General features: G+C 53.1%; 23 protein-coding genes. 22 read left to right on the top strand and 1 reads right to left on the bottom strand.

The window, feature by feature from the left end; translation table 11 throughout:
• Nucleotides 1-74 precede the first annotated feature (74 nt).
• Entirely contained in the window at nt 75-764 is a 690-nt protein-coding gene (locus AM329_RS11620) for a helix-turn-helix transcriptional regulator (protein WP_016042178.1), read from the bottom strand.
• A 110-nt stretch (nt 765-874) separates the two neighbouring features.
• Between AM329_RS11620 and AM329_RS11615 the strand changes: the two genes are divergently transcribed.
• The 22 genes from AM329_RS11615 (at nt 875) to AM329_RS11500 (ending at nt 14,315) form a co-directional block, all read left to right on the top strand.
• Complete coding sequence (locus AM329_RS11615) at nt 875-1,102, top strand: helix-turn-helix domain-containing protein (RefSeq protein ID WP_016042179.1); 228 nt, start codon at nt 875-877, stop codon at nt 1,100-1,102.
• Nucleotides 1,103-1,131: 29 nt separating this feature from the next.
• Nucleotides 1,132-1,698 (top strand): toxin YdaT family protein, encoded by a 567-nt coding sequence (locus AM329_RS11610; RefSeq protein WP_001514165.1) that lies wholly within the window; start codon nt 1,132-1,134, stop codon nt 1,696-1,698.
• Between the two features lie 88 nt (nt 1,699-1,786).
• Nucleotides 1,787-1,954: a hypothetical protein gene (locus AM329_RS25875; RefSeq protein ID WP_013095956.1), complete on the top strand. Its 168-nt coding sequence runs from the start codon at nt 1,787-1,789 to the stop codon at nt 1,952-1,954.
• The gene (locus tag AM329_RS11600; protein ID WP_032608714.1) at nt 1,941-3,026 is read left to right on the top strand and encodes a replication protein; all 1,086 of its coding nucleotides are present in this window, start codon (nt 1,941-1,943) and stop codon (nt 3,024-3,026) included. Before AM329_RS25875 ends, AM329_RS11600 begins: the two co-directional genes overlap by 14 nt.
• Nucleotides 3,023-4,396, top strand: a complete 1,374-nt coding sequence (locus AM329_RS11595; RefSeq protein WP_032608716.1) for a replicative DNA helicase — start codon at nt 3,023-3,025, stop codon at nt 4,394-4,396. Before AM329_RS11600 ends, AM329_RS11595 begins: the two co-directional genes overlap by 4 nt.
• Nucleotides 4,386-4,700 (top strand): hypothetical protein, encoded by a 315-nt coding sequence (locus AM329_RS11590; protein ID WP_059555724.1) that lies wholly within the window; start codon nt 4,386-4,388, stop codon nt 4,698-4,700. The genes AM329_RS11595 and AM329_RS11590 overlap by 11 nt, the downstream gene beginning before the upstream one ends.
• Nucleotides 4,697-5,131 (top strand): hypothetical protein, encoded by a 435-nt coding sequence (locus AM329_RS11585; RefSeq protein ID WP_032608717.1) that lies wholly within the window; start codon nt 4,697-4,699, stop codon nt 5,129-5,131. Before AM329_RS11590 ends, AM329_RS11585 begins: the two co-directional genes overlap by 4 nt.
• Complete coding sequence (locus tag AM329_RS11580) at nt 5,128-5,313, top strand: hypothetical protein (RefSeq protein WP_032608719.1); 186 nt, start codon at nt 5,128-5,130, stop codon at nt 5,311-5,313. Before AM329_RS11585 ends, AM329_RS11580 begins: the two co-directional genes overlap by 4 nt.
• A complete protein-coding gene (locus AM329_RS26125) occupies nt 5,310-6,170 on the top strand; it encodes a hypothetical protein (protein ID WP_226866574.1) in 861 nt (286 codons plus the stop codon). Before AM329_RS11580 ends, AM329_RS26125 begins: the two co-directional genes overlap by 4 nt.
• A gap of 245 nt (nt 6,171-6,415) precedes the next feature.
• On the top strand, nt 6,416-6,871 hold the full coding sequence (locus tag AM329_RS11565) for a YbcN family protein (RefSeq protein WP_032608720.1): 456 nt from the start codon (nt 6,416-6,418) through the stop codon (nt 6,869-6,871).
• Nucleotides 6,871-7,041: a NinE family protein gene (locus AM329_RS11560; protein ID WP_032608721.1), complete on the top strand. Its 171-nt coding sequence runs from the start codon at nt 6,871-6,873 to the stop codon at nt 7,039-7,041. The genes AM329_RS11565 and AM329_RS11560 overlap by 1 nt, the downstream gene beginning before the upstream one ends.
• Nucleotides 7,034-7,669: a recombination protein NinG gene (locus tag AM329_RS11555; RefSeq protein WP_032608722.1), complete on the top strand. Its 636-nt coding sequence runs from the start codon at nt 7,034-7,036 to the stop codon at nt 7,667-7,669. The genes AM329_RS11560 and AM329_RS11555 overlap by 8 nt, the downstream gene beginning before the upstream one ends.
• Entirely contained in the window at nt 7,666-7,782 is a 117-nt protein-coding gene (locus AM329_RS26120; RefSeq protein WP_087920846.1) for a hypothetical protein, read from the top strand. The genes AM329_RS11555 and AM329_RS26120 overlap by 4 nt, the downstream gene beginning before the upstream one ends.
• Complete coding sequence (locus AM329_RS11550) at nt 7,779-8,468, top strand: bacteriophage antitermination protein Q (protein ID WP_032608723.1); 690 nt, start codon at nt 7,779-7,781, stop codon at nt 8,466-8,468. The genes AM329_RS26120 and AM329_RS11550 overlap by 4 nt, the downstream gene beginning before the upstream one ends.
• Nucleotides 8,469-8,744: 276 nt before the next feature.
• The gene (locus AM329_RS11545) at nt 8,745-9,146 is read left to right on the top strand and encodes a putative holin (protein WP_032608724.1); all 402 of its coding nucleotides are present in this window, start codon (nt 8,745-8,747) and stop codon (nt 9,144-9,146) included.
• Entirely contained in the window at nt 9,143-9,418 is a 276-nt protein-coding gene (locus tag AM329_RS11540; RefSeq protein WP_001514184.1) for a phage holin family protein, read from the top strand. Before AM329_RS11545 ends, AM329_RS11540 begins: the two co-directional genes overlap by 4 nt.
• 3 nt (nt 9,419-9,421) lie before the next feature.
• On the top strand, nt 9,422-9,862 hold the full coding sequence (locus tag AM329_RS11535; RefSeq protein ID WP_032608725.1) for a lysozyme: 441 nt from the start codon (nt 9,422-9,424) through the stop codon (nt 9,860-9,862).
• Nucleotides 9,859-10,245 carry a DUF2570 domain-containing protein gene (locus AM329_RS11530; protein WP_044596275.1) on the top strand — a complete coding sequence of 129 codons (387 nt, stop codon included), beginning with the start codon at nt 9,859-9,861 and terminating at the stop codon, nt 10,243-10,245. The genes AM329_RS11535 and AM329_RS11530 overlap by 4 nt, the downstream gene beginning before the upstream one ends.
• Nucleotides 10,246-10,541: 296 nt before the next feature.
• The gene (locus AM329_RS11520; protein ID WP_032608726.1) at nt 10,542-11,060 is read left to right on the top strand and encodes a Rha family transcriptional regulator; all 519 of its coding nucleotides are present in this window, start codon (nt 10,542-10,544) and stop codon (nt 11,058-11,060) included.
• A 595-nt stretch (nt 11,061-11,655) separates the two neighbouring features.
• Nucleotides 11,656-11,886 carry a hypothetical protein gene (locus AM329_RS11510; RefSeq protein ID WP_003859853.1) on the top strand — a complete coding sequence of 77 codons (231 nt, stop codon included), beginning with the start codon at nt 11,656-11,658 and terminating at the stop codon, nt 11,884-11,886.
• Between the two features lie 219 nt (nt 11,887-12,105).
• Nucleotides 12,106-12,756, top strand: coding sequence for a hypothetical protein (locus AM329_RS11505; RefSeq protein ID WP_032608731.1), 651 nt, complete (start codon nt 12,106-12,108; stop codon nt 12,754-12,756).
• Complete coding sequence (locus AM329_RS11500; protein ID WP_032608733.1) at nt 12,753-14,315, top strand: terminase; 1,563 nt, start codon at nt 12,753-12,755, stop codon at nt 14,313-14,315. The genes AM329_RS11505 and AM329_RS11500 overlap by 4 nt, the downstream gene beginning before the upstream one ends.
• Nucleotides 14,316-14,334 lie beyond the last annotated feature (19 nt).

Raw genomic sequence — 14,334 nt, 5'->3', positions numbered from 1 at the left:
TTGCGATGTTGATGCTATGAATCATTAAACCAGCCGCATCTTCGTCTCTATCCAAAAGTCTCTTCCGGCCACTGCTACAGTTTGTTGTACGCTATCGATTCGTGAATAAGCGCTTTACCCATGATGTATAGCTGGTCCTGATTTTCTTCTGTCACATACCAATCTTTGTAAGCCGGATTATCTGAAAGCACGGCTAACTGCAGGCCCTGCATCTGCAGGCGCTTGACATGGAAGTGCTGCCCGAAGACAAATGCGTATACTCCGTCAACCTTGAAGTTCCTCACCGAAACGTCAAAGAACAGGCGATCTCCCGACTGAATCGTTGGGCACATGCTGTCACCGTCTACGGTCATCACCTTCACATCATTTTGAGTGCGGTTCCCGAAAAGAGATCTGGCATGCTCAGTTGTGAACTCAATAGCATGCAGGACCTCAACAAATTCAGAAATCATAAAAGACCCCGGACCAGCGCTTACTTTCAGGTCTAAAACATCAACCCGAAAGACATCAATTGTTTCCGAGACCGGTTGGGCCGCAGATGGCACATTACCATCAATCCGCATTTCCCCCACTCCAGAACTAAGCCATTCCGGCCTTACACCCAGAGCATGAGCTAGCTCGACCATCTTACGGCTGCCGCTCGTTTTACCTGACGTCATCTTTTGAATTGCAGGCTGGGATATACCGACTTTATCAGCCAACTGTCCTTGAGATATGTCAGCGGCCGACATAGCCGCGTTCAGTCGTTCTGCAAATGTTTTCATCTTATCAATATATAACCGAGGTTATGTAGAGTAAAATAACAAGGGTTATGGACAATACCCATAACTTGGGTTATCTTTTCATTAATCCAGTAATCGGATAGGTAAAATCCATGAACAAAGTTATTCAACGAGCTTTAGAAATCGTTGGCAGCCAGAAGCGACTCGCAGATATTTGCGGCGTTAGCCAGCCAGCGGTTCACAAGTGGCTTAACGGTGGTTCCGTATCTCCGGAAAAAGTAACAGCCATCGTAAACGCTACTGGTGGCGAGATTAAGGCACACGAAATTCGACCTGATCTTCCCGACCTGTTTCCACACCCAGAGAACCATGCCGCTTAACGGCGGCCCTAACCACGAAAGGGAAAGCAATGCATTCACTTGCGTATCAACAGAGTACCGGACTTGAACAACGTCCGTTGATTTCGATTTATCAAAGTGTTCCGCGTAATAACCGTAAGCTAACTCGAATACGGGAGGCAGTTAAGGCCTGGCAAAAAGCTACGCCGGGCCAGTCTCAGGTTCACATTTCTCAGCTGGTTGCGAAAGAGTGGCTGGCGCGCGGCGGGAAGGGGTTGTTACTGGCAGGTTCTGAACACAACACGAAGCAGAACTTCTTCCGGATGATTAACGATCCGGGCCCGAAGAACGACAAGGGGTTGATGCTACTGATCCCCGTCATTATCGACGTGATGGCGCGGGATAACGAGAAAGTGGCGAGAGAGTTCGGTCTGGTCGCAAAGACTGAGGCCGAACTGATAGCCGAGGCCATGAAAGAGTGCACTGAAGCGCATCAGGCGAAGTTACTTGGTCAGCCGATACAACGCCTTGAGAAAGAGGTGAGAGAAGCTGCTGAAGCACTGCTGCGCTTCCTGCCAACTGAATCAATCGCTGCGGTGGTGACAAGTCTGGCCGCTATGGCGCCGGGAGTTATGTGATGGGTACTACCAAAAAAGCGAAAGCCCTTGAAGCGGTCACTTCAAAGGCCCTTATCACACTGTGTTACGCCAAGTAACGGGAGTAAGTATGTCAAAAACTCGCAAAAAGTACCAGGAAAAAGAGGAACGTCGCCATCCAGATTCACCAGATGGCCTGGTTGTCGCCGCCTCAAAAAACAGGGCGTTCGCTGAGCGCTTCGTTGGCATGGCAAGACTGGCACTGATTCAGGCAGGGGTGAAGCATGGGCGTCGTTAAGCATTTAGCAGACTACAGGCCGCCGCTGGAGGTCGTGGAGCATCGTGTGGCGCAACTGGAAGATGGGTTCACTCGCGTTGCGAATGAGCTTCTTGATGCCGTTATGGCTTCAGGTTTGAGCGAAACTGAGATGTGCATTGTGCTGGCCGTCTGGCGCAAAACATACGGCTTCAATAAAAAAATGGATTGGGTCAGCAACGAGCAACTTGAGCAGATGGTTGGTAAGCACCACACGCATTGCTCTACTGCCAAAAACCTGCTGATCGGCAAGAAGGTATTCATTCAGGAAGGCCGCAAAGTGGGCATGAATACCAATGTTTCCGAGTGGAAAACGAAGGTTAACGGATTCTGCAAAACATTAGCTAAACCTGCTAAGAAAACCTTAGCGGAAGTTGCTAACGGAACTAAGCAGAAGGTGCTAACCACAAAAGACAATAATCAAAATACAGAAAAACAAGATCCCCCTAAATCCCCCCAGGGGGAAAACTCACTCGCTCAGGAAGTGATGGATTACTTCAACGAGCTAACTGGTAGTCGTTGTGCTGCGCTGGCACCTTTTGAGAAAGCTCTCTCCACGGTGAAGAGCAAAGACCAGTGCTACACCGCTGAAGAGCTGAAGCTGGTTATACGCTGGGCCCATGTGAACTGGGGTCACAGCTTCAAGCCAGAGAACATGTGCCGTATGACCCGCTTTGATGGATACCTGTCAGACGCCCTGATATGGGCAGATGGTCATGGAAGCAACCCGAAAGCCTGTCCGCACGAAGAGATCATCAAGCTCTGGAATGAAAAATTCCCTTCGAAGGCCGTTTCGCTGCATGAGTGGAACCGCCGCCGTCCGGCCTATCGAGACCTGGAAGCTGTGTGGAACGGCAAAACCACCCAGGGAAACTGGCGAGAACTGAAGCACATGGGAATGGCCTTCGAGCTGATTAGCAAGTCTTCCCTGTTCGCCACCAGAGGCGATCAGCCATGGCTGACACTCGACTGGATCCTGAATCCGAAGAACTGGGGATCTGTCTACGAGCAGGCTATCAACGAGCACCGTGAGCGCAAGGGAGTCAAAGCATGAGCCGTTTTATCGATTTGTACGTTGAGCAGGCCGTCATCGGCGGGATCATGCTCGCAGCGGGCCGCACAGACGGCGTTGACATGGCGACTGACGCGATTGAGGGGCTGACTGAGGACCACTTCACAGCAACGCCTCACAAGGTGGCTCTGCGGTCCTACAAACGCCTCAACGAGTCCGGGGAGAAGATAGACCTGCTGACGTTGACCAGCGACCTTGAACGGCTTGGCGCGCTGGAAAGTGCCGGGGGATTCGCTTACCTGGCTGAATGCAGCAAAAACACACCGTCGTTCGCGAACCTTTCCTCGTACTGCGAAAAGTTGCGGGAAATGCATCTCGGCCGCCGGATGACCCTGGCGCTACAGGTAGGGATCCAGAAGCTGTCCGAACCATCCAGTGAGGGTATCGCTGACATCATCGGCAACATACAGGCGGATATCTCTGGCATCGAGCACAACACCGACTACGGCACCGAGCACATCACCACCGGGATCGACATGTCCCTCGAGACTATCCAGTCGATTATCAGCGGCGATATCTGGAAGCACAAAACCGAGCTGGGCATGGCAACCATCGACAGCGCATTCGGCGGGTTCAACAACACCGATTTTATCGTCGTTGGTGGACGTCCTGGCATGGGGAAAACCATGTTTAGCACTACAGTGACAGAAACCGTAGGCCTGAAAAACAAAAAGCCGGTGCTGTTCTTCAGTCTCGAGATGCCAGTGGAACAAATCTCTGAGCGAGTCGCTTTCCACCGGGCCCGGGTGAGCAAAGAGGATTTACTCAGCAAGCAAAGCGGCGTGATGGACGGGGCCTGGGGAAAGGTCGGCCACTGCATGAAGGAGTTCATCGACTCTCCAATCTACATCAATGACAAGCCATCCCTGAGCGTTCACCAGGTGCGTGCGGAAGCGCGGCGTATGAGTAAGAAGCTGGGCGGACTGGGCGTGGTAATCGTCGATTATCTGCAGAAGATGCGCATGTCTGACCCTGAGAACATGAACCGCAGCGTAGGGGAGATCGCCACCGGCCTGAAGAACCTGGCGAAAGAGTTGCGTTGCCCGGTCATCGCACTGGCTCAGCTTAACCGTAAGGTCGAAGAACGTGCTAATAAGCGCCCGGTCGCAGCTGACCTCCGCGAGTCCGGTGTTATCGAGCAGGAAGCCGATGTGATTTTCATGATCTACCGGGATGAGAAATACAACCCGAACACCGAACTGAAAGGCATCACCGAAATCATCTGTGTGAAGTCCCGCCATGCGCCGGGGGCAGAAAAGACCTACCACTTCAGCAGCCGCTACTCAGGCCTGGACCCGGTAGATTTCACCTACAGCGGCCAGATGCAACAGGAGGCTGACTATGAGTGCTAAATCCATGGCGGGGCGTGAAGCTATCGAGTGGTATCTGGAAGGTTACGGTTCATTCACCGCGGAACTGGTATGCGAAGCAACCGGAGTGTCCCGCTCTCAGGTGCTGGCGGCATCGTTCAAGATGCGACAGAACGGCGAGATTGTCCTTCGCGAACGTAACTGGCGAACCAATGTGTACGTGGCCGCCGAAGACGACGAAGGCAAGCCGATCAACCTCGACGGCGAGAATACGATTTTCCAGGAATGCCGCAACAGCGCGGCTATGAAGCGAGTATTGATGGTTTGGGGGAGGTTAGGGGTATGAACGTGAAACGTTATGAGTGGGTGGCCTGTGATGAGCATGCGTGCCATTGCGACGTGGTAGAGAGCGCCGAGGGCGATATGGTCGATTACGAAGACTACGCCGCACTTGAAGCCAGATGCGCGGCGCTGGCTGCGGAGAATGGGGTATTACTCGCAATCATGAATGAGCAGGCTGGAAGTTTTGGCGCTGCTTTAGCTGAGGGATTCCATGACGCCGTTATGGAGTCAGGGATTGATCAGCTTATTGATATCTACCAGCGACGTTTACAGCAAGCCATTCAGTGCATTCCGCCAACCACGTCTACCGACGCTTTCCTGGCTGAAGTGCGGGCGCAGGGTGTGGAGATTTTTGCTGACAGCCTGCTGTGTCCAGACCTTGATGACACTATCCGTGAGTTTGCCGACGAGCTTCGCAAAGGAGTGCAGTCATGAAAAACCGCAAAGCAAAAATCATCGTTCTGCGTGCTTTGAAAAATTGCTACCCGCGTCAGTGGCTGAACGTAAGCAATCGCCGCATGGTTCTCTTCACGCTCGGTGGTGTTAGCCGTGAAGGGCATCAATTCAAAAAGAGCGCAGCACAGAACCGCTGGAAGAATCATGTGAGGTTCCAATGAGCAACATCGACAAACAGGCCGTGCAAGCAGTCGCCGATTTGAAAGCTGGTTACACCCTCGGTCACGCTGACGTGGCAATCCTGAATGAGCTGGCGCGTATCGCGCTGGCATCGCTCGAAGCGGGGCCTGTGGCGTGGGCGCACAGATTAATCAACAAGCGTAACGGAGTGGTTCACCCTTGGGTTTACGGTAGCGCAGAGACATCTCCAAGCGAGGGGGATATCTTCAATATTGAGGTAATGCCGCTTTACACCGCCCCGCCAGCGCCGGTATCTGTGCCTGATGCGATGGAAATGGATGATGACTTTGACAGCGCGTTTGAACACGGAAAAGCTGTCGGCTGGAACGCCTGCCGCGCCGCCATGCTTCAGGGTGCCAATGGCACCCTCACCAATGAGGGTACCATAACAGCCACGCAGTTTAAGCCGGTAGCAGACCTGTACGGCTTAACCTCACCAACTGGCGGTGAAACATCGTTCACTTTCGACGCTGTTGAAGCTCGCGATTTTATTGATGGCGGGTGGTCATGTCAGGAGTATGTGGAGCTTGGACGCTTTCAGGAGGCTGTGAGCGGCAACTCTCCGGTGATTCCGGGTTGCTCATGCCTAACCTGCCGCCCATTGACTTTTAGTGATAGCCGCTTTGTCGTCTGCCCTGAATGCGGCAACAAACGCTGCCCGCACGCCAATGACCACCGTAATGCATGCACCGGAAGTAATGAGCCAGGGCAGGAAGGTAGTGCGTATCCAGCAGCGCCGCAGCAGGAGGTAGAAAGCCAAATCAGGAAGGGTAAGACTGTGGCCATGGAAGAGTGGGAACTGGGGGCGAGGTTAACTAAGCATAGATTCAAACCATAGCTACCATACAAGCGAAATGGGAATCCCCATATCGACAGCCAGGGCCTCTCCGGAGGCCTTTTTCTCGCGTTGATTTTGTTGAATCAACCGTCCATAATCATGTCATCGGAGCCTGAACAACTCCGGTGACTTCTGCGCATTTAAGGGGACTTAAATGCGACCACAATCTGAACTCCTCACCTTTTCCAGATGCTTATCGGCACCTGCGATTTTCTGCATTCTGCGGTTTCCGTTAAGGAGGCCGTATGAGCATCCCTGAGTGCGGCATTAAGCTTCACACTGGCAACTTCAACGCCATCGGAAAATTACTTCAGGAACAACTGCAGAGTGGCAAGTCGCTTCGCCTGCAGGTGAAGGAATGGCGCGATAAACGAAGCCTGTCACAGAACTCACTTTTTCACATGTGGATGGGTGAAATCAGCGAATACCTGATTAACTCCGGGCGAACCGACGCGACGCCTGAGTGGGTTAAGCGCAACCTCAAGAAAACCTACCTGGGCTGCGAAGAGGTGACTTACACCGATTTCATCACCGGTGAGAAAACCACGACCTGGGAGCCGCGCCACACGGCAAACCTCGACACCGGGGAAATGCATATCTTCCTGGTAAAGGTTGAAATGTGGTGCGCCCAGTTCGGCCTGGCACTGACAATCCCGAACGGTTGCGAATACCAGCAGCTGCGCGATAAGGAGGAGGCCTGATGTCTACTCCACTATCACGCGTCATCACCAACGAAATCTTCCGCGTTCCTGCTCGCCGCCAGCGTAAGCCAGCGGTTAAGCCATCCGACATCCCGACCCTGAAAGACTACACCGCCCGGCTGGTGGATCAGAAATGGCTGCGTCTCGCTGCACGGAGGAGCCATGCGTAAACCAACCCGTCGCACCTGCAAGGTCTGCAGAGAGAAGTTCACCGCCACCTTCGACAACGTCTGGTGGTGCTGTCCTGAACATGGCGCCATTTACGCACTGGAGCTGCGAGCTAAGCAGAAAATAAAAGAGGCAGCCAAGCGCATCAAGGAGCAGAAGGAGGCCGAAAAGGCCGGGCGCAAGCGCCGCAAGGAACGACTGGCAGAGCTGCGGCCTGCCGGTTACTACAAGGCACAGGCTCAGCAGGCTTTCAACGCCTATATCCGGGCGCGTGATGCCGATTTGCCATGCATCAGTTGCGGCGAGACCAATCCACCTGATCTGCACGGCGGCCAATGGGATTGCGGACACTTCAAAACGGTAGGCGCCAACCCTGAGCTGCGCTTTGAAGAGCGCAACGCCCATAAGCAGTGCAAATCGTGTAATGCCGGAGCTGGGAAATACACCGCCAAAGAGGCGACTGTCGCGCAGCAATACGAAGCTGGCCTGGTCGCTCGTTACGGCCAGGAATACGTCGACTGGCTCAACGGTCCCCACGAAATGACCAACTACCGCCGGGAAGACTTCATCCGGATCCGCGATGAGTACCGCGCAAAGCTCAAAGCACTGAAACATCGGGAGGCAGCATGAACTATACCGACTTCCTCCGGTACCAGGCAGAAAGCGTTAAGCGCGCCAACATGCCACCAGTAGCAAAGCACAGCCAGACCAAAACCAACCAGCCACATAAGGAAGCCGCATGAACAGTCAGCAACTGGAATACGTACGTCAGCAGCTCATTGTGGCGACCGCAGATCTGAGCGGGGCGACGAAAGGGCAGCTGGTAGCTTTCGCCGAGAACGCTCAATTCACCGCGACGGCGCGCAGCAGGGGGCGGAAGAAGGTATTCGACAAGGATAAACAGCGCATGGTCAACCCGGACGGCCCACCAATGAGCGGCAGCCAGTCCCGCGCCAAGGGATCGTCCATCGCGCTGGTGGGTCCGGTTGAGTTCGTTACGGCATCGTGGCGCCGCGCTGTACTGTCACTGAATGACCATCAGAAAGCGTGGTTGCTGTGGAACTACAGCGAGAATATCCGCTTTGAGTACCAGGTGGCCTTAACCCAGTGGGCATGGGCAGAGTTCCGGGAGCAGCTCGGCGCGAAGAAGGTGGCGGGCAAGACGATGGAGCGCCTGAAGAAGCTTATCTGGCTGGCGGCGCAGGACGTCAAATCGGAGTTGGCGGGCAAGGACATGTATCAGCACCAGGACCTGGCGGCCCTGTGCGGCGTAAAGCCTGATAACTGGTGCCATAACTACGCCGATTACTGGCGTGCCATGTGCGGCATCTTTAAGCGGCTTGATGGTGACTCTCTTCGTTGCGCTGTGAGAACACGATCACAACAAAAGGCGACTTTTTCGCAGCAGGGTGTTGCAAAAGTCAATTAAATAGCATACATTTCATGTAAATCTGATATCGTCGCCATAGCTTCGTAGGTCGACAAATAATTAAGAGCCTCGCTATTGTGCGGGGCTTTTTTATTTGCGGTGCGCCGCACACAGAACCCACTACCTGGGACCCTTCGGCCATAGAGCCGACATTGCATTACCCTCACATTGCCAGCCTGTCGCTGGCTTTTTTATTCCAGGCCCCGGGAACCATCATCGACATGCCTTCTTGTTAAATCGTCCCGAGGGCCTGAACCAACTACACACGGAATAAATATGTCTGAGACCTTCACTATCGTAGGCGTTGGTCTTACATCGTCATCAGTCGGTGTAACCTTTGCCACGCTGTTTCCGGAGGCGACTCCAGCAGTGATGCTCGGATCACTCGCCGGAACGGCGCTATACGTTCTGACCTCAGATCCCCATCAACTCTGGAAGCAGGCTATCTTTGCGCTGATATCGTTTATCAGTGGCGTGTTCTTCTCCGTGCCCATGGCGAAAATCATGGCCGGAGTCATCAACACGCCGTTAAGCCTGATGAAGCCACCGGCCAGCATTGAGGTATCGCCCGCTGTCGGTGCAATTGTCACTGCTTCCATTTCCGTGGCAGTCCTGCTGCGTATTCTCCGCAAATCCAAAAGCGGGAAGATGCCGGGGCTGGGGGAGGAAGATAAATGACATGGCAGCTTCTTCTGATGGATGCAAACGCCATAGTTTGCCTGTTAATCATGGTCAGGCTGATGTTTTTCCGGAAGGAGGGAAAGCGTCATCGCCTTAGTGTCGCGGTGCTGGCCTATCTGGTCATCCTTGCCGCCGGATTCAATGCCTTCAACATTCTGCTCGGCCACTACGTTCAGGTTAACCTCGGCGATCTGCTGCTTAACTCCGTCATCTGCATGGCGGTGTGGCTGGCGCGCGGTAACCTGGCGAAGGTCGTTATAACGGAGTAGTCCATGCAAACCAGCGAAAAGGGGATAGCCCTGATAAAGCAATTCGAAGGCTGCAAACTCACCGCGTACCAGGACAGCGTCGGCGTATGGACGATCGGCTATGGCTGGACTCAGCCTGTAGACGGCAAACCAATCCGCGCCGGGATGACGATTAAGCAGGAAACAGCAGAACGTCTGCTGAAGACCGGACTTGTCAGCTACGAAAGCGACGTGTCCCGCCTGGTTAAAGTTGGTCTGACTCAGGGGCAATTCGACGCCCTGGTGTCGTTCACGTACAACCTCGGCGCCAGGTCACTGTCGACATCGACCCTTCTGCGAAAACTCAACGCCGGTGATTACGCTGGTGCAGCCGATGAGTTCCTGCGCTGGAATAAAGCTGGTGGGAAGGTGCTGAATGGCCTGACACGTCGCCGTGAGGCAGAGCGCGCTCTGTTCCTGTCGTGACTGGTGCACTGGTTAAGCGTTACTGGCTGCAACTGATTTTGGTGGCGGTAATCGGCGTGCTGGCGTTCTTCGTGAACCGCTACCGCGACAACGCCATCGCCTACAAAGACCAGCGCGATAAAGCAACGGTCAGGGCAGACAAATCAGAGGCGATCACCAACAACGTGATCACCACGATGAACATCATCCGTGACATCTCACAGGCTACCCAGAATGCAAAGAACGAACTGGCTCAAAAGGGCGAAACGCGCATTGTCTACATCAGGCAGGCACTTGAAGGCGATCCGTGTGCTAACCAGCTTGTTCCTTCTGCCGCTGCTGACAGCCTGCGGGAATACGCAGACAGTTTACGTTCCGGCCCCGGTGGTGCCGATAAGCGCTGACCTGACCGCAGACACACCGATCCCCGGAATGGTGGTTCCGTTCACATGGCAGGCAAGTCTCGAGTTAAACGCTCAGCTCTACACGGCGCTGGGGCAGTGCAATCTGGATAAGGCAGCAATCAGGAAAATCGAATCATCAAGAGCCTCGCAATAGCGGGGCTTTTTTATGCGCATCTCACGCGCACATCAACGAGAGCCTTTCAGTAAGCGAGCCTGAGAAAAGCCGTTATAGGTGGCGACCTCTCTCGGGCGGCTTTTCTGTGAGACAGGCTCACTTTCTAAAAGGTAAAGACGCTATGAATAATCCGTCAGTTATTCCGGCCTTCGACTTCCGCGAAATGGTCACGACCCTCGACAACAAGATAATCACCACATCACTCAAGGTGGCGGATTACTTTGGCAAGCGACACAAAGACGTTTTGCGTGCCATACGTAACCTGAAATGCTCCGATGACTTCACCCAGCGCAATTTTGCGCCCATTGATTTCATTGATAAAAATGGCGATGTTCAGCCTATGTATAACATCACCCGCGACGGATGCATGATGCTAGTGATGGGATTCACTGGCAAAACAGCTGCCGCAGTGAAGGAGTGTTACATCAATGCCTTCAACTGGATGGCCGAGCAGCTAAACCGGCGCAAGGCGATGGGTGAAGAATTGCAGCATCGCTTCGCCATTAAAGAAACGCGCTCAAAGCTGAAAGGCACGATCGGAAGCCGGTTGATGAACGAACGGAAGAAGGAAAAACGCGTGCTGAGGCTCGAACATGAGCACATCATGCAGGTAACGCAGCCTGAATTGCTGATCGGATAAGCCATTACAAAGCTCATCTGCTGGTTGCTAATGATGATAAAATGCAGAGTCCCATGGATTTTGGGGTAGGAAAAGCCTGGATATGATGCTAGAAATCATAACATTAAAAAGACCGTGAGATGCAGTATGAAAATCTTAGGATTGGATGAGTACAGAACCCTTCGTGAGGGAGGGACAATGAAGTATTTTGAACTGGAACGCATGCCTAACAGCACTTGGGCTGCCATTTTCGAAAGTTTGTTTACCGAAAAGGATGAAAAGGCATGGGTAGAGGGTTACTGCATTGTGACGAACTGCTCAAACAGTGAAGTATCCACCCGGTTCATATACTTGAAAGAAAAGTGCGAAGAAGCGAACTCTATATACAGGGTTAAGCATTCTACACTATAACTAATTAAAGAAAGTTAAACTCCTGGTGATTTGTTTGCTGCCATTTTCACTTCTTTCAGAATTGAATTCAGGTGAATGAGTTAAAAAAGACTTTTGGGCTATTAAAGGTAACGTAAATCACAGGCAAAAGATTCGTCAATGTGATTGAGTGTTCATGGGACTAACAATCTTCTCTTGTAAGGAATTATGTGTAGAAGGAGATTTTATGGCACAGCTATTGATTTTTGCTGATGATGAGCCTGCTAAGTTGCTGAAAATTCGAAGTTATCGGAGCAAGATTCTTTATCTGTATGCTAATGATGAGGTGAGGTGTTTGGATGTGGTGATTTTTTTTTCAACTTTTCTGAAAGGCGAAAGTGGGGCCATATTGGTGGCAGCCGACAGATACGTGAGCAGGAAAGAAATTATCGAGGCTTATGATGCTCTAATTGGTTGAAAGCAGCGAGACTGGCGCGTAGCAGTAGGATGGGGCATGCTTGGTTCTATACGTCAGTAGAGTGATACAGGAGTTCATATCGGCCAGACGAAGCGTGATGCTACTTTAATCCAGCGGGTGAGCGCTTAATATTGTTTGTCCCAACGGTTCGAACCCATTTCTGATTACCACATTCAAGCCACTGGCACTCGCTGGTGGCTTTTTTTATTGGAGTGAATAATGGCAAAACCGGACTGGGAGGCCATCGAGACGGCGTACCGGGCCGGAGTGATGTCCCTCCGAGAAATAGCATCACAACACGGTATCAGCGAAGGCGCTATCCGTAAGCGCGCCAAGCGTGACGACTGGTCGCGTGACCTCAATGCGAAGATTCAGCAAAAGGCTGATGATCTGGTACGCAAACAGGAGGTACGCAAACAGGTACGCAACGAAAGCACTTTGACCGAACGCGTACTGATAGAGGCGACTGCCGAGGTAATTGCCACGGTACGCATGGAGCACCGGGGAGACATCCGCCGGGCTCGTGAACTGACCAACACGCTATTCGATGAACTTGGTGCGCAGTGCGCAGATGTAAGAGCGCTCGAGCAGTTGGGCGACATCATGTTTGACCCCGACGATAAAGGGCGGGACCGGCTCAATGAAATTTATCAGAAAGTGATCAGCCTGCCTTCCCGCGTTAAATCCATGAAAGACCTGAGCGACAGCCTGAAGACGCTGATCGGCCTCGAGCGTGAGGCATACAGCATCGAGAATAAGGCTGAAACGAAAGAGGTCACCCATAACGTCATGCTGGTGCCAACCAGTGACAACGTGGATGACTGGGAGGCGGCAGCGCAGAAACAACAGGACGGGGTGCTCGGTGGATGAATTACAAAGCTGTATGGAAGCCACTGCCTGGATCGCAGTCTCTGGCGCTGAGTTGCCCATGTAACGAAATCCTGTTCGAGGGTACTCGCGGACCAGGCAAGACCGCTGCGCAGTTAGCCAGGTTCAGGCGTAATGTCGGCGTGGGTTATGGCTCGTTCTGGCGCGGCGTCATTTTCGACACCGAATATAAGAACCTTGCCGACATCATTACTCAGTCGAAGCGTATGTTTCGCCTGTTCAACGACGGTGCACGCTATCTGTCATCTGCGAGCGAATTGCGATGGGTATGGCCTACTGGCGAGGAGCTGCTCTTCCGCTTCGGCAAAGAGGCGGACGACTACTGGGATTTCCACGGGCAAGAATTCCCGTTCATTGGCTTTAACGAGCTGACGAAACAGCAGTCCCCAGAGTTCTACGAAATGATGTTCTCCTGCCGACGCTCATCGTTCAGGCCGGAGAACTACCCGCTGGATAATGGCAAGTTACTGAAGCCAATCCCGCTGGAGACGTTCAGCACTACCAACCCGTTTGGCATCGGGCATACCTGGGTGAAGAAGCGCTTCATTGAGCCGGCTCCGCGTGGAACCGTGCAGCGTGACAGGCAAATGGTATTCAACCCCCAGACTGAGCGAGAAGAGGAAATCACGCTTACTCGCGTGGCCATCCACGGATCGTTCAAAGAGAACCCTTACCTCGACCCGCAGTACATTGCGACCCTGATGGCTATTAAAGACCCTAACCGACGCAAAGCGTGGGTAGAGGGCTCCTGGGATGTGACCAGTGGCGGGCGATTCGACCACCTGTGGAATGAATCGCTGCACGTCATTAAGCCATTCCGCATACCGGATAGTTGGACAGTTGACCGCTCCCATGACTGGGGTGAGTCGAAGCCGTTCTCAAATCTGTGGTGGGCTCAGGCTGATGGCACTGCCGCCGAACTGCCTGATGGTCGGCAGTTCTGCCCGCCGGCAGGGACGTTAATCCTGATCGGAGAATGGTATGGCTGCCCGCCTGATGAGCTGAACAAAGGCCTGAATATGTCATCCACCAACGTCGCGAAAGGCGTGGCGTGGATTGACAAGCGGCTGGTGGGCGAAGACGTCGACGAGCCGGAAGAGATTCAAATAGACGGTGTTACGCAGGGCCAGTTGAACATTGTTCCGGGAATATGCTCGGAAGTTATCCCTGGACCGGCTGATAGCGCCATTTTCAATACCGGTGACGATGAGTTGTCGATCGGCCAGAAAATGGAAAGTCAGGATGTCGAATGGCTTGAAGCCAATAAGAAGCCTGGCTCGCGAGTAAACGGGGCCTCGGTATTCGCTGACATGCTTGAGGCTGTAGTTGAAGGTAAGAAGCTGGAATCTGGCATACCTGAGAAGCCTGCCTTTTACGTGTTTGAGCATTGCCGCGGATGGATTAGCCGCATACCCGTGCTGGTTCGCGACAGCAAAAACCCAGATGACGTAGATACCCAGCAGGAAGACCACGACTGGGATGCAACCCGTTACCGCGTGCTGCACTCTCCTCGCCGTTCAGGGGCGATATTCTTCACATAAGGACAACTCAGTGAGTAAC

Source organism: Enterobacter cloacae complex sp. AR_0002 (assembly GCF_001922365.1).
In the GTDB taxonomy this organism is placed as follows: Bacteria; Pseudomonadota; Gammaproteobacteria; order Enterobacterales; family Enterobacteriaceae; genus Enterobacter; species Enterobacter hormaechei_C.
This window is presented reverse-complemented; position numbering and strand designations above follow the sequence as displayed.

Coding starts and splice junctions, on each gene's coding strand:
- AM329_RS11620 (WP_016042178.1), bottom strand. CDS start 764: ATGAAAACATTTGCAGAACGACTGAACGCGGCTATGTCGGCCGCTGAC.
- AM329_RS11615 (WP_016042179.1), top strand. CDS start 875: ATGAACAAAGTTATTCAACGAGCTTTAGAAATCGTTGGCAGCCAGAAG.
- AM329_RS11610 (WP_001514165.1), top strand. CDS start 1,132: ATGCATTCACTTGCGTATCAACAGAGTACCGGACTTGAACAACGTCCG.
- AM329_RS25875 (WP_013095956.1), top strand. CDS start 1,787: ATGTCAAAAACTCGCAAAAAGTACCAGGAAAAAGAGGAACGTCGCCAT.
- AM329_RS11600 (WP_032608714.1), top strand. CDS start 1,941: ATGGGCGTCGTTAAGCATTTAGCAGACTACAGGCCGCCGCTGGAGGTC.
- AM329_RS11595 (WP_032608716.1), top strand. CDS start 3,023: ATGAGCCGTTTTATCGATTTGTACGTTGAGCAGGCCGTCATCGGCGGG.
- AM329_RS11590 (WP_059555724.1), top strand. CDS start 4,386: ATGAGTGCTAAATCCATGGCGGGGCGTGAAGCTATCGAGTGGTATCTG.
- AM329_RS11585 (WP_032608717.1), top strand. CDS start 4,697: ATGAACGTGAAACGTTATGAGTGGGTGGCCTGTGATGAGCATGCGTGC.
- AM329_RS11580 (WP_032608719.1), top strand. CDS start 5,128: ATGAAAAACCGCAAAGCAAAAATCATCGTTCTGCGTGCTTTGAAAAAT.
- AM329_RS26125 (WP_226866574.1), top strand. CDS start 5,310: ATGAGCAACATCGACAAACAGGCCGTGCAAGCAGTCGCCGATTTGAAA.
- AM329_RS11565 (WP_032608720.1), top strand. CDS start 6,416: ATGAGCATCCCTGAGTGCGGCATTAAGCTTCACACTGGCAACTTCAAC.
- AM329_RS11560 (WP_032608721.1), top strand. CDS start 6,871: ATGTCTACTCCACTATCACGCGTCATCACCAACGAAATCTTCCGCGTT.
- AM329_RS11555 (WP_032608722.1), top strand. CDS start 7,034: ATGCGTAAACCAACCCGTCGCACCTGCAAGGTCTGCAGAGAGAAGTTC.
- AM329_RS26120 (WP_087920846.1), top strand. CDS start 7,666: ATGAACTATACCGACTTCCTCCGGTACCAGGCAGAAAGCGTTAAGCGC.
- AM329_RS11550 (WP_032608723.1), top strand. CDS start 7,779: ATGAACAGTCAGCAACTGGAATACGTACGTCAGCAGCTCATTGTGGCG.
- AM329_RS11545 (WP_032608724.1), top strand. CDS start 8,745: ATGTCTGAGACCTTCACTATCGTAGGCGTTGGTCTTACATCGTCATCA.
- AM329_RS11540 (WP_001514184.1), top strand. CDS start 9,143: ATGACATGGCAGCTTCTTCTGATGGATGCAAACGCCATAGTTTGCCTG.
- AM329_RS11535 (WP_032608725.1), top strand. CDS start 9,422: ATGCAAACCAGCGAAAAGGGGATAGCCCTGATAAAGCAATTCGAAGGC.
- AM329_RS11520 (WP_032608726.1), top strand. CDS start 10,542: ATGAATAATCCGTCAGTTATTCCGGCCTTCGACTTCCGCGAAATGGTC.
- AM329_RS11510 (WP_003859853.1), top strand. CDS start 11,656: ATGGCACAGCTATTGATTTTTGCTGATGATGAGCCTGCTAAGTTGCTG.
- AM329_RS11505 (WP_032608731.1), top strand. CDS start 12,106: ATGGCAAAACCGGACTGGGAGGCCATCGAGACGGCGTACCGGGCCGGA.
- AM329_RS11500 (WP_032608733.1), top strand. CDS start 12,753: ATGAATTACAAAGCTGTATGGAAGCCACTGCCTGGATCGCAGTCTCTG.